At 72.7% G+C, this 12761-nt stretch carries 12 protein-coding genes; 5 read left to right on the top strand and 7 right to left on the bottom strand.

All coding sequences use genetic code 11. From position 1 onward, the window contains the following. Nucleotides 1-104: 104 nt before the first annotated feature. Entirely contained in the window at nucleotides 105-1085 is a 981-nt protein-coding gene (locus DTB53_RS09415; RefSeq protein ID WP_012381379.1) for a slipin family protein, read from the bottom strand. A 244-nt stretch (nucleotides 1086-1329) separates the two neighbouring features. On the opposite strand from DTB53_RS09415, the gene DTB53_RS09410 reads away from it, so the two are divergent. Next, the gene (locus DTB53_RS09410) at nucleotides 1330-1686 is read left to right on the top strand and encodes a hypothetical protein (protein ID WP_003969838.1); all 357 of its coding nucleotides are present in this window, start codon (nucleotides 1330-1332) and stop codon (nucleotides 1684-1686) included. 45 nt (nucleotides 1687-1731) lie between these two features. Here DTB53_RS09410 and DTB53_RS09405 read toward each other — a convergent pair whose 3' ends face one another. Next, complete coding sequence (locus DTB53_RS09405; protein ID WP_012381378.1) at nucleotides 1732-2430, bottom strand: class I SAM-dependent methyltransferase; 699 nt, start codon at nucleotides 2428-2430, stop codon at nucleotides 1732-1734. An 87-nt stretch (nucleotides 2431-2517) separates the two neighbouring features. Between DTB53_RS09405 and DTB53_RS09400 the strand changes: the two genes are divergently transcribed. Further along, on the top strand, nucleotides 2518-2889 hold the full coding sequence (locus DTB53_RS09400; protein ID WP_012381377.1) for a DUF6343 family protein: 372 nt from the start codon (nucleotides 2518-2520) through the stop codon (nucleotides 2887-2889). A 193-nt stretch (nucleotides 2890-3082) separates the two neighbouring features. Here the strand turns inward: DTB53_RS09400 and DTB53_RS09395 are convergent, their stop codons facing one another. From DTB53_RS09395 to DTB53_RS09385, 3 genes are all read right to left on the bottom strand, one after another. After that, on the bottom strand, nucleotides 3083-3451 hold the full coding sequence (locus tag DTB53_RS09395) for a tetratricopeptide repeat protein (RefSeq protein WP_012381376.1): 369 nt from the start codon (nucleotides 3449-3451) through the stop codon (nucleotides 3083-3085). 89 nt (nucleotides 3452-3540) lie between these two features. Next, nucleotides 3541-4143, bottom strand: a complete 603-nt coding sequence (gene coaE, locus DTB53_RS09390) for a dephospho-CoA kinase (protein WP_012381375.1) — start codon at nucleotides 4141-4143, stop codon at nucleotides 3541-3543. A gap of 31 nt (nucleotides 4144-4174) precedes the next feature. After that, entirely contained in the window at nucleotides 4175-5113 is a 939-nt protein-coding gene (locus tag DTB53_RS09385; protein WP_003969828.1) for a PAC2 family protein, read from the bottom strand. Nucleotides 5114-5397: 284 nt separating this feature from the next. On the opposite strand from DTB53_RS09385, the gene DTB53_RS09380 reads away from it, so the two are divergent. Further along, complete coding sequence (locus tag DTB53_RS09380) at nucleotides 5398-6357, top strand: right-handed parallel beta-helix repeat-containing protein (RefSeq protein WP_003969827.1); 960 nt, start codon at nucleotides 5398-5400, stop codon at nucleotides 6355-6357. A 95-nt stretch (nucleotides 6358-6452) separates the two neighbouring features. Here the strand turns inward: DTB53_RS09380 and rpsA are convergent, their stop codons facing one another. Further along, nucleotides 6453-7970, bottom strand: a complete 1518-nt coding sequence (gene rpsA, locus DTB53_RS09375) for a 30S ribosomal protein S1 (protein ID WP_003969826.1) — start codon at nucleotides 7968-7970, stop codon at nucleotides 6453-6455. 408 nt (nucleotides 7971-8378) lie between these two features. Between rpsA and DTB53_RS09370 the strand changes: the two genes are divergently transcribed. After that, on the top strand, nucleotides 8379-9218 hold the full coding sequence (locus DTB53_RS09370; protein ID WP_012381374.1) for a class I SAM-dependent methyltransferase: 840 nt from the start codon (nucleotides 8379-8381) through the stop codon (nucleotides 9216-9218). A gap of 86 nt (nucleotides 9219-9304) precedes the next feature. Then, the gene (gene hrpB, locus DTB53_RS09365; protein WP_012381373.1) at nucleotides 9305-11806 is read left to right on the top strand and encodes an ATP-dependent helicase HrpB; all 2502 of its coding nucleotides are present in this window, start codon (nucleotides 9305-9307) and stop codon (nucleotides 11804-11806) included. Here hrpB and pgfA read toward each other — a convergent pair. Next, nucleotides 11793-12758 carry a cell envelope lipid trafficking protein PgfA gene (gene pgfA, locus DTB53_RS09360; protein ID WP_003969823.1) on the bottom strand — a complete coding sequence of 322 codons (966 nt, stop codon included), beginning with the start codon at nucleotides 12756-12758 and terminating at the stop codon, nucleotides 11793-11795. The genes hrpB and pgfA overlap by 14 nt on opposite strands. Nucleotides 12759-12761 lie beyond the last annotated feature (3 nt).

Here is a 12761-nt window from a genome sequence, read left to right as displayed (position 1 = left end):
TCTAGGCGGGAGGTCTGACACTCCGGACGCCCACCGCATCACCGCAGGTCAGCGGGGACAGAGCCGAGGGGCGGGTGCCTCGCTCCGCACGTGGGCCACCACGCTCAGTGATGGGCGAACGGCTGCTCCGACGAGGACGGGACGGCCGGGTCGGTCGGCGCGTCCGCGTCGGACGACGAGGACGGGACGGACGGGGTGTTCCGCGCGGGAGCGGGGGCGGTGGAAGGGGTGGGAGGTGCGGGAGGCGCGGCCGGGCCGAGGAGGTCGGCGGGCACGGCCGGGGCCGGGGGCGCGTCGGGTTCACCGTGCCCCGTCTCCGCCGCCGGCTGCTGCGCGCGCTCCAGGAAGCGGAGCAGCTCCACCGGGAAGGGCAGCACCAGCGTGGAGTTCTTCTCCGCCGCGACGGCGACCACGGTCTGCAACAGCCTCAGCTGGAGCGCCGCGGGCTGGGCGGACATCTCGCCCGCCGCCTGCGCCAGCTTCTTCGAGGCCTGGAGCTCCGCATCGGCGTTGATCACCCTGGCGCGCCGCTCCCGGTCGGCCTCGGCCTGGCGGGCCATGGAGCGCTTCATGGTCTCCGGCAGCGAGACGTCCTTGATCTCCACCCGGTCGATCTGCACGCCCCAGCTGACCGCCGGGCTGTCGATCATGACCTCCAGCCCCTGGTTCAGCTTCTCGCGGTTGGACAGCAGATCGTCCAGGTCGCTCTTGCCGATGATCGACCGGAGCGAGGTCTGGGCCATCTGGGAGACGGCGAACCGGTAGTCCTCCACCGCGATGACGGCGCTCGTCGGGTCGACCACCTTGAAGTAGATGACGGCGTCCACGCGGACGGTGACGTTGTCCCGGGTGATGCCGTCCTGGGCGGGCACCGGCATGGTGACGATCTGCATGTTGACCTTGCGCAACCGGTCGAGCCCCGGCACGACCAGCGTCAGGCCCGGCAGCCGCACGTCGTCGCGGAGTCGGCCGAGCCGCAGGACGACACCGCGCTCGTACTGCCGGATCACCCGCGCCGCCGAGGCCGTGTACAGCGCTCCGGCGCAGAGCACCGCCACCAACGCGATCACCAGGACCTCAGCCATCACAGCCCCCTCGCAGGAGTGGGAGCGACACACGCTCGGCGAGACAAACATCCTTAAGTGGCTTATGCCCCATTTGGATGCATGGTGAACCTCTGCCCGGGGGCGTGGTGGACCTCTCCGGGCCCCGGCTCGCCCGGACGGCCGCGCCCCGGATGCCGGGCCGTTCCCGGGCGGGCAGGGTGGCCAGCGCCAGCACGTCTTCCCGACGTACCGAATCGCCGGACGAGCAGACGAGGACCCGCCCATGTCCGTGACCGCCACCGTTCCCCGCCGTCGACGCCGCATCGGGATCGCCGCCGGAGCCACGCTCCTCGTCCTCGCCGTCTCGGGCTGTTCCGGGCTCGGCCGCACGGCGGTGGGCCCGGTGACGTACAAGACGGAGCGCGAGGCGGTGCTCCAGGTGAACAGTCCGTCGGTGCGCGGCTGCCACCGGATCGCGCCGGCGGGAGCCCGCGAGGTGGAGAACGGGACACTGGTCGACGTCATCCTGTACCGCACCCGGGACTGCACGGGCGGCGGGACGACGTACGTGCCGACCACGTTCAGCGATGTGACGGCGCCGGGCAGCGGGCCGTGGCGCAGCTACAGCTTCGTCCACTGAGCGACCGGCGGCGGCCGGGACGGACGCCCGCCGGGCAGCGGCCCCTCAGAGCACCGGGCGGGCCAGCAGCCAGGTGCCGTCGTCCGTGAGGATGCGGTCCACCGCGAGTCCGGCCGCCGCCAGATGGCCGGCGAGCTCCTCGTCGGACAGCTCCCGCGAGAGGAAGGTCTGCGTCCACCGCGCGTCGTCGAAGTGATACTCCGCGCGCACCGAGCGCACGCCGTCGCCCACCGGATCCGCGGAGACGATCCGGATCAGGCCGCCGGACGGATCGGTCCGCTCCCAGGGCAGCTCCGAGCGGTGGGCCGCCCCCTCGCGCTGGACGAGGACGATCCCGTCGTCCCGCACGTGGTCGCGGCAGGCGCGCAGCATCCCGTCGCGCACCCGGTGCTCCCCCGCGTGGACCAGGAACGAGCCGAGCAGCACCACGTCGAACCGCTCACCGCCCAGGTCCAGCGACTCGATGGGGCTCCGCACCGTGCGCGCCCCGACGATCTCCTCCAGCATCTCCGGCGACTCGTCCACCGCCGTCACCCGGAATCCGCGCCGCACCAGCGGGTGGGTCACCCGGCCCGCCCCACAGCCCAGTTCGAGGATGCTCGCCCCGGCGGGCGCCACGCCCGCGATCACATCCGGCTCCTCACCCACGGACAGCCGGCGATACAGCTCCACCGCGCACCCGTCCGGCGTGATGACTCCGGGTCCGGTCCCCTCGTACCCCTCACGTACCAGTGATTGGCTCATGGTGGGGGAACGAGCCGTCTCCGGACGCGGTTCCCCGCCCCGCCGCCGTCGCGCCCGCGGCTTCTCGTTCCGCCGCCGGGTGGGTCCATGCTGGAGAGTGAGGTGATCGCCATGCGTACCGGCAGCGAACCCGTGACCGCCCGCAGCCCTCTGAGGATGCGCCTCTGGCTGAGCCTGTGGGGAACGGCCTGGGCCCTCTTCGGTCTGGTGGCCTTCTCGGTGAACGGGCGGCCGGGCTGGGCGGCGGCCTGCGCGGTGGTGCTGCTGCTCGCGGTCGTGGACCTCTGCGTGATCACGTACCGCATGCGCCAGGGCCCGCGCTACCAGCCGGGCCGCGATGTCCCGCCGTACGGGCCGGGCCGCGGCGTCCCGCCGGACCACGGCGACGGCCGTCCACGCCGGCCGGGGACCGGCGCTGGCGGCGGGCGGCGGGACGGAGGACGGACCGGCGCCCCCTAGATCCTGTCGCCGAACTGCCGTCGTCGCCCGAAGGGCGGCCCTGCGTGCTCTCGGTGCGCACGCGGGCCGGTGCCCGGAGCGCCGGGCCCGGTCGGCTCGCCCTGATCGACGCGTCGGCCGCCCTCGCGGCCCGCTGACCGTACGGAGTCGGGGGCCGACCGCCCCCGGGACTCCGGGCCGGGGCCCGGACCCGTCAGTCCCCCTCGTCGAACTTGGCGGCCCGGAGGTACTCCGGCTTCGGGTCGAGCGCCGCCGCCAGGCGGAAGTGCCGGGTCGCCCGCTCGGGGCGGCCGGCCCGCTCGAAGGTGCGGGCCAGCGCGAAGTGGGCGAACGCGTTGTCCGGCTCGCGCTCCAGCACCAGCTCGAATTCCAGCTCGGCGGGGCGCAGTTGTGCGGCGGCGAAGAACGCGCGGGCCCGCAGGAGCCGGGCGGCGGTGTTCTCCGGGTGTGCGGCGATCACCGAGTCGAGGAGCTTGACGGCACCCCGGGGGTCCCGGGCGTCGAGCAGTTGCTCGGCCGCACGGAAGTCGATGACGTGGGTCTCCGGATTACGGTCGGGCACGGTCGCTTCCTTTCCTTCCCCCGGGGTTCTCGACGTCGCCCCGGAGGCGTTGTTCCGGTACGTCCGGCCGGGGCGTGCGGCACGCGGACTCAGCGGGCGGCGGCCCTGCGGACCAGCTCGTCCCAGACCGTGCGGACCTGCGGTTGAAGCGCCTCCAACGGCCCGTCGTTGTCCACGATCAGGTCGGCGACGGCCCGCCGCTGGTCGCGGGTGGCCTGTGCGGCCATCCTGGCACGGGCGTCGGACTCCGTCATTCCGCGCAGCGTGACGAGCCGTTCCAGCTGGGTCTCGGGAGAGGCGTCGACGACCACGACCAGGTCGTAGAGGGGGGCGAGCCCGTTCTCCGTGAGGAGGGGGACGTCGTGGACGACGACGGCGTCCTCGGGGGCGGCCCGCTCCTGTTCGGCGGCGCGGGCGCCGACCAGGGGGTGGACGATCGCGTTGAGCGCGGCCAGCCGCCCGGGGTCGGCGAAGACGAGCGCGCCGAGCGCCGGGCGGTCCAGAGCGCCTTCGGCGGTCAGCACGCCCGGCCCGAACTCCTCGACGACGGCCGCGAGTCCGGGGGTACCGGGCTCGACGACCTCGCGGGCGATCCGGTCCGAGTCGATCAGGACGGCGCCGTACTTCACGAGCAGCCGCGACACTTCGCTCTTGCCGGCTCCGATGCCGCCGGTCAGGCCCACTTTCAGCATGGGCCGCAGCCTACGGCCCGGGCGGGGGCGCTCAGCCCTCGCCCTCCCGCTCGGCGAGGAAGCGCTCGAACTCGCGGCCGATCTCGTCGGCGGACGGCAGGTCGACCGGCTCGGCGACGAGGTTGCCGCGCGTCTCGGAACCGGCGACGGCGTCGTACTGGTGCTCCAGGCCCTCGACGAGGGAGACCAGCTCCTCGTCGCCCTGGCCGATCTGCCGGTCGATCTCGGTCTGGGTGCGGTGCGCCTCGGTGCGCAGGGTGTGCGCGAGGGCGGGCAGGACGAGCCCCGTCGCCGCGGTGATCGCCTCCAGCGCGGTCAGCGCCGCGTCCGGGTAGGCGGACCTGGCGACGTAGTGCGGGACGTGGGTGGCGACCCCGAGGACGTCGTGGCCGGACTCCATCAGCCGGTACTCGACGAGGGCTTCGGCCGAGCCGGGCACCTGGGCCTCGTCGAAGGGGCTGCGGTGGCCCGGCATCAGGTCGGTGCGGTTGCCGTGCGGGGTGATGCCGACGGGGCGGGTGTGCGGGACGCCCATCGGAATGCCGTGGAAGTTCACCGCGAGCCGGACGCCGAGGCGCTCGACGATCTGCTCGACGGCGGCGGCGAACCGCTCCCACTCCACGTCCGGCTCCGGGCCCGACAGCAGGAGGAAGGGCGCACCGGTGGCGTCCTGGACCACCCGCACCTCCAGGGCCGGGGCCTCGAAGGACGTCCAGCGGTCGCGCCGGAAGGTGAGCAGGGGGCGCCGTGCGCGGTAGTCGACGAGCCGGTCGTGGTCGAAGCGCGCGACGACCTGGTGCGGCAGCGTCTCCAGCAGGCCGTCGACGATCTGCTCGCCGGTCTCGCCCGCGTCGATGTAGCCGTCGAAGTGGTAGAGCATGACCAGGCCGGCCGACTCCTGCGCCAACGCCATGTCGACGACGGCCAGGCCCTTCGGCTCCCATTCGTACAAACTCTGCGGATCAGGCACGGTTACCGCTCCTCCTCGTATTCCTAGGCAAGAACACGACCGGCGGCACGCGCATTCCCCGCACCCCGATCTTTGCCCGGTGCGGACGGGTCACGGTGCGTCAGCCGCCGGTCCCGCGGCGACGCTTCGCCCCTTCCGGCACCGCCCGCCGATCCTGGTCCAGACCTTGACGCGCTCCGCCGCCGTCCCTACCGTCACTGAGCAACACGTTCAGACACACGACCCATGTTCATGTACGAGAACATAGGAATTTCTGGATATCCCCACGACGGGAAGGCACCCCCATGCGCAGCCGCTCCCCCCTCACCGCCCTGCTCGCCGCCGCCCTGGCCGCCGGCGGTCTCACCCTGGCCGGCGCCGGGCCCGCGAACGCCGCGGTCATCGACGTCAGCACCGCGTCCCAGCTCAAGGCGGCGCTCACCACCGTCTCCCCCGGCGACACGATCCGGCTCGCCGACGGCACGTACACCGGGAACTTCAAGGCCACCCGGCCCGGCACCTCGGGCGCCCGGATCACCCTCACCGGCTCCAGCAGGGCGGTCCTGACCGCGGGCGGCGGCTACGGGCTGCACCTGAACGGCGCCTCGTACTGGACCGTCCAGGGGGTCACCATCAAGGGCGGCCAGAAGGGCATCATGGCCGACACGGCAAACGGCGTCGTCATCGACTCGGTGACCGTGCACGACCTCGACATGGAAGGCGTCCACTTCCGCAAGTCCAGCAGGGACGGCGTTCTGAAGAACTCCCGGATCTACGACACCGGGCAGAACGGACGCGGCATGGGCGAGGGCGTGTACGTCGGCTCGGCCGGCGACCTCTCCGACCGCAGCGACAACGCGCAGATCCTGAACAACACCATCGGCCCCGACGTCGGCGGCGAGTCCATCGACATCAAGGAGGGCACGACCGGCGCGAGGATCATCGGCAACACCTTCGACGGCCACGGGCTGACCGGTGCCAACTACGACGACTCCTGGGTCGACGTGAAGGGCAACAACGTCCTGGTCGAGGGCAACAAGGGCTCGCGCACCACCAACAACGGCTACGAGACCCACACCCAGCAGAGCGGCTGGGGCTGCGGCACCGTCTTCCGCGGCAACACCTCGAACCTCTCCGGCGCCACCGGCGACAAGCAGCTCGCCATCAACGTCACCAACAACAGCTCCGGTTGCCGCACCACCGTCTACGCGAGCAACACCGTCACCGGCGGCAAGGGGCTGACCAACATCGCCGTCACCCCGTAACCGCGAACGCACGAGTGAGGCCCGCCCCCCGAAGGGGACGGGCCTCACTACTGCCGTACAGCTACCGCAGCCGATGGGCCGCCGGGGTCAGAGCGTCAGCTCTGGCCGCCCGCGAGCTTCTCGCGCAGCGCGGCAAGGGCCTCGTCCGACGCCAGGGCGCCGGAGTTGTCCGCCGACTCCGAGGAGTAGGAGCCGCCACCGCCACCGCTGCCACCGGAGGCGGCCGGAGCGGCGCCGGCCGGGGCGGCAGCGCCCTCGGCAGCGGCGGCCTCGTCGGCCTCGCGGGACTTGATGACCTGGGCCTGGTGCTGCTCGAAGCGCTGCTGCGCCTCGGCGTACTGGGTCTCCCAGACCTCGCGCTGCGCCTCGAAGCCCTCGAGCCAGTCGTTGGTCTCGGGGTCGAAGCCCTCGGGGTAGATGTAGTTGCCCTGGTCGTCGTACGACGCGGCCATGCCGTACAGCGTCGGGTCGAACTCGACCGAGGCCGGGTCGCCACCGAAGGACTCGTTGGCCTGCTTCAGCGAGAGGCTGATGCGACGGCGCTCGAGGTCGATGTCGATGACCTTGACGAAGATCTCGTCGTTGACCTGGACGACCTGCTCCGGGATCTCCACGTGGCGCTCGGCCAGCTCGGAGATGTGGACCAGACCCTCGATGCCCTCGTCGACGCGGACGAACGCGCCGAAGGGAACGAGCTTGGTGACCTTACCCGGGACGACCTGACCGATCTGGTGCGTCCGGGCGAACTGCTGCCACGGGTCTTCCTGCGTCGCCTTGAGCGACAGGGAGACGCGCTCGCGGTCCATGTCGACGTCGAGAACCTCGACGGTGACTTCCTGGCCGACCTCGACAACCTCGGAGGGGTGGTCGATGTGCTTCCAGGACAGCTCGGAGACGTGCACGAGACCGTCGACGCCACCCAGGTCCACGAAGGCACCGAAGTTGACGATCGAGGAGACGACGCCGGAGCGGACCTGACCCTTCTGGAGGGTCGTGAGGAACGTCTGGCGAACCTCGGACTGGGTCTGCTCCAGCCAGGCACGGCGGGACAGGACCACGTTGTTGCGGTTCTTGTCCAGCTCGATGATCTTCGCCTCGAGCTCCTTGCCCACGTAGGGCTGGAGGTCGCGGACGCGACGCATCTCGACGAGCGACGCCGGCAGGAAGCCACGGAGGCCGATGTCGAGGATGAGACCACCCTTGACGACCTCGATGACGGTACCGGTGACGATGCCGTCCTCTTCCTTGATCTTCTCGATGGTGCCCCAGGCACGCTCGTACTGAGCGCGCTTCTTCGAGAGGATCAGGCGGCCTTCCTTGTCCTCCTTCTGGAGAACCAGGGCCTCGATCTCGTCGCCGACCTTGACGACCTCGTTCGGGTCGACGTCGTGCTTGATCGAGAGCTCGCGGCTCGGGATGACACCTTCGGTCTTGTAACCGATGTCGAGGAGAACCTCGTCCCGGTCAACCTTGACGATGACACCGTCAACGATGTCGCCGTCGTTGAAGTACTTGATCGTCTCGTCGATCGCCGCGAGGAACGCGTCCGCGTCGCCGATGTCGTTGACCGCAACCTGCGGAGTGGTGGCGGTGGTCTCGGTGCTGCTCGTCATGTGGGAAAGGGCTCCGGTACGGACAGAGAGTCGTAGGTACTGCTACGCCGAAAGCCCGTATCGCCTCTGCAGAAGCCGGACAGCCTGGAAAGCGCCATCCGTTTCCGGAGAGACGCCTCGACAACCGAGGGGACATGCAACAGACGCGAGCGCGGCCTGCTAGGTCTGAGGCGCGCAGGCTCGCAGCGCAACTTGTAGCATACGGGGGCAGCCGGACAGGGTCAATGCGCGAAGGCGCACACCCCGGGCACACCGCCCCGATTCCGGCACAACTGGTGTTCCCCCGGGCCGGACAGGCCGGAGAACACTACGGCACGGCGCCGCGGACGCGCGTCCGCACACCCGGGGTACACCCCCCTGGTACGTACCGCGCGCGGCGGGTGAAGGCAAACTACAACGACGGGCACGATGAGCCAAGAGATCCACGGGACCTACTCCGCAGAATCCGCGGGACCCCCGGAGCCGGAAGCCACACGCCGAGCCGCGGACGAGACGGAGAGCAGCCGGGCCAGCCGCGGCTGGTGGGACCGGAACGCCGACGAGTACCAGAGCGACCACGGCGGCTTCCTGGGGGACGACCGCTTCGTCTGGGGGCCGGAGGGCCTTGACGAGGCGGACGCCGCCCTGCTGGGCCCCGCCGCCTCCCTCCGGGGCCTCGACGTCCTGGAGATCGGGGCCGGGGCGGCCCAGTGCTCGCGCTGGCTGGCCGGGCAGGGCGCCCGCCCCGTCGCACTCGACCTCTCCCACCGCCAGCTCCAGCACGCCCTGCGCATCGGCGAGGGCCTCCCCCTGGTGGAGGCGGACGCGGGCCGGCTCCCGTTCCGGGACGCCTCCTTCGACCTGGCCTGCTCCGCGTACGGGGCGGTGCCGTTCGTCGCCGATCCCGTGCGGGTCTTCCGCGAGGTCCACCGGGTGCTGCGGCCGGGCGGGCGCTGGGTGTTCTCCGTGACGCACCCGATCCGCTGGGCGTTCCCGGACGAGCCCGGACCCGAGGGGCTGTCCGTCGCCGCCTCCTACTTCGACCGCGTCCCCTACGTGGAGCAGGACGAGAACGGCGAAGCGGTCTATGTGGAACACCACCGCACGCTCGGCGACCGGGTCCGGGACGTGGTGGCGGGCGGTTTCCGGCTGGTCGACCTGGTCGAACCGGAATGGCCCGCCTGGAACGACCAGGAGTGGGGCGGCTGGTCCCCCCTCCGGGGCAACCTGATCCCGGGCACGGCGATCTTCGTCTGCGAGCGGGACTGACCGTCCGGACCGGCGGCGCCCGGGCTCCTCGCACCGGAGGGCCCCGTACGGCGCCCGCCGGAAGCGCCCGTACGACACTGGGGAGCGTGATCCGCACCGAAGCCCTGGACCGCCTGCCCGTCCGCACCGCCGTGCCCGCCCTGCGGCGCGCGCTCGACGACCGGGGCGTCGCCGTCCTGTGCGCCCCGCCCGGCACCGGCAAGACGACGCTCGTCCCGCTGGTGCTGGCCGGGCTGACCGGCCGGGGCCCGGTGCGCCGGGTCGTGGTCGCCGAGCCGCGCCGGATCGCCGCGCGGGCGGCGGCGCGGCGGATGGCCTGGCTGCTGGGCGAGCGGCCGGGCGAACGGGTCGGCTTCACGGTGCGCGGCGAGCGCGTGGTGGGGCGGGAGACGGTGGTGGAGGTCGTGACCACCGGGGTGCTGCTCCAGCGGCTCCAGCGGGACCAGGAGCTGGCCGGGGTCGACGCGGTCATCATCGACGAGTGCCATGAGCGGCACCTGGACGCGGACACGGTGGCCGCGTTCCTCCTGGACGTACGGGAGGCGATCCGGCCCGATCTGCGGCTGGTGGCGGCGTCCGCGACCACGGACGCGGAGGGCTGGGCGCGGCTGCTGGGCGACGCCCCGGTGGTCGAGGCCGAGGGCGTCGCGTACCCGGTGGAGGTCCTCTGGGCCCCGCCCGTGCGGCCGGTGAAGCCGCCGCACGGGATGCGGGTCGATCCGGCGCTGCTGACGCATGTGGCGGCGACCGTGCGGCGGGCGCTGGCCGAGCGGGAGGGCGACGTGCTCTGCTTCCTGCCCGGCGTCGGGGAGATCGGCCGGGTGGCCGGGCAGCTCGCGGGGGTGGACGCGGAGGTGCTCCAGGTGCACGGGCGGGCTCCGGCCGCCGTGCAGGACGCGGTGCTGGCCGGGTCGTCCGGCACCCGGCGGGTGGTGCTGGCGACCTCGGTGGCGGAGTCGTCGCTGACGGTGCCGGGCGTCCGGGTCGTGGTCGACTCGGGCCTCGCGCGGGAGCCGCGTACCGACCACGCCCGGGGGCTGAGCGCCCTGAGCACCGTACGGGCCTCCCGGGCGGCCGGGCGGCAGCGCGCCGGGCGGGCGGGGCGGGAGGCGCCGGGGGCGGTGTACCGGTGCTGGGACCAGGCCGAGGACGGGCGGCTCGCGCGCTTCCCGGCCCCGGAGATCAAGGTCGCCGACCTCGCCGCGTTCGCGCTCCAGGCGGCGTGCTGGGGCGATCCGGACGCCTCTTCGCTCGCCCTGCTGGACCCGCCGCCCGCCGGGGCGATGGGCGCGGCCCGGGAGGTGCTGGCGGCGATCGGCGCGGTGGGCGCGGACGGCCGGGTCACCGGGCGCGGTTCGCGGATGTCCCGGCTCGGGCTGCATCCCCGGCTGGCGCGGGCCCTGTTGGACGGGGCCGCGGAGGTCGGGGCGCGGCGGGCCGCGGAGGTGGTGGCGCTGCTGAGCGAGGAGCCGCCGAGGGAGTACGGGGACGATCTCGCGGCGGCGCTGCGGGCCGCCCGCCGGGGCCAGGACGGATACGCGGCGCGGTGGAAGCAGGAGGTGCGCCGGCTGTCGGCCCAGGTGGACGGCGCCGGCTCCGGCGAGGCCCGCTCCGACGACGCCGTGGTCGGCCTCGTCGCCGCGCTGGCGTTCCCGGAGCGGGTGGCGCGGGCCCGGGGCGACGGGGCGTTCCTGATGGTGTCGGGCACGGGCGCGGAGCCGCGGGACGCCTCGCGGCTGCGCGGCGCGCCCTGGCTGGCCGTGGCGGTGGCGGACCGGCCAGCCCATGCGGTGTCGGCGCGGGTGCGGCTGGCGGCGGTGGTCGACGAGGGCACCGCGCTGCTGGCGGCCGGGCATCTGCGGGTGCGGGGCGAGGAGGTCCGGTGGGTGGACGGCGAGGTGGTCGCCCGGTCGGTGGACCGGCTGGGCGCGGTCGAGTTGGCGGTACGGCCGCTGAAGCAGCCCGATCCGGAGCTGGTGCGCGGGGCCCTGGTGGAGGGGTTGCGGCGCGAGGGGCTCGGGCTGCTGCGGTGGAACCGGGAGACCGAGCAGCTGCGGTTGCGGCTGGCGTTCCTGCACCGGGTGCGGGGCGCGCCGTGGCCCGACGTCTCGGACGGGGCGCTGCTGGCGGATCCGGACGCGTGGCTGGAGCCGGAGCTGTCGCGGGCCCGGCGCCGCTTCGACCTGGGTCGGATCGACGCGGGCCAGGCGTTGCGGCGGCTGCTGCCCTGGGCGAGCGGGGAGGCCGGCCGGCTGGACGAGCTGGCGCCGGAGAGGATCGAGGTGCCGAGCGGCTCCCGTATCAGGGTCGAGTACGGCGGCGAGCAGCCCGTGCTGGCGGTGAAGCTCCAGGAGTTGTTCGGGCTGGCCGAGACGCCCCGGGTGGCCGGGGTGCCGGTCCTGGTGCACCTGCTCTCCCCCGCCGGGCGGCCCGCGGCCGTGACGGCGGACCTGGCGTCGTTCTGGCGGGAGGGCTACAAGGCGGTCCGCGCGGAGCTGCGCGGCCGCTACCCGAGGCATCCGTGGCCGGAGGACCCCGCGACCGTACCGGCGACGCGGTTCACCTCGGCCAGGCTCAGGCGTTCGTAGGGCTCTCGGGCCGGCGGGACCGCGCCTCCAGCCAGAGGGCGAGCGCGAGCAGTCCGATGCCGAGGCCGAGGAAGCCCCAGGGCAGGTAGGAGGTGAGGAGGAGGACCAGGACGCGCTGGGACTTCACCAGGTCGACGGTGTCCGCGATGTAGTCGTCGCGCATCTTCACGTGGCCGGAGAAGGCGGTGACGGTGTCCTCGGACATGCCCATCTTCTTGGCGTCGCGCAGCTCCTCGGTGTGGATCTCCTCGCCGTTGACGGGGGCTCCGGTGACGGGGTCGACCCAGAACATGCGCCGGGTGGTGTACCAGCGGGTCATGCCGGTCTGCGCGATCTGTTCGGCGGTGACGCCCTGGATGGGCATCTTCTTCGGCATCGGGACCTTGGTCCAGGGGATGGTCTGCTCGAAGTAGTAGACCTCCAGGCCGCGGAAGGTGCGGGTGCCCTTGTAGTGGATGGGGGCGGTGGTGCGGGTCTGGGCGTCGAAGTAGGCGTAGTCCCGTTTCTCGGTGAGGAAGGGCCACTTGTACTCGATGCCCTCGCGGCGGACCGGGTCGCCGTCGACCATCTCGCCGGTGGCGTTGACGGGGGCCTGGGTGTGGGCGTCGAAGATGTAGCGCTCGGGGATGGCGGAGACCATCTTGCCGTCGGGGCCCTGGATGTAGGAGAGCGCGTCCCAGACGACGACGTCGCGTCCGGCGCTGCGTTCGATCTTCTCGGACTCCTCCACGTTGCCCTTGAGGGTCTGCACGATGGTGACCTTCTCGACCTCCCTGGCCTTGAGGGTGGTGTAGTCGAGGAGGGTCGCGGGGGACGCCTCCAGGACGACTTCCTGGTACTGGTTCGGCGGGACCTTGGCCAGGCGCGGGAAGGCGTACCAGCGCAGCAGGGGCGACAGGGCGGCGAAGAACACGGCGAATGCCAGGAGTACGAGACCGGCTCGGCGGCGCATGGT

The organism is Streptomyces griseus (assembly GCF_900460065.1).
GTDB lineage: Bacteria > Actinomycetota > Actinomycetes > Streptomycetales > Streptomycetaceae > Streptomyces > Streptomyces griseus.
Note: the sequence above shows the minus strand (reverse complement) of the source record. Positions and strands in the feature narration are given on the sequence as shown.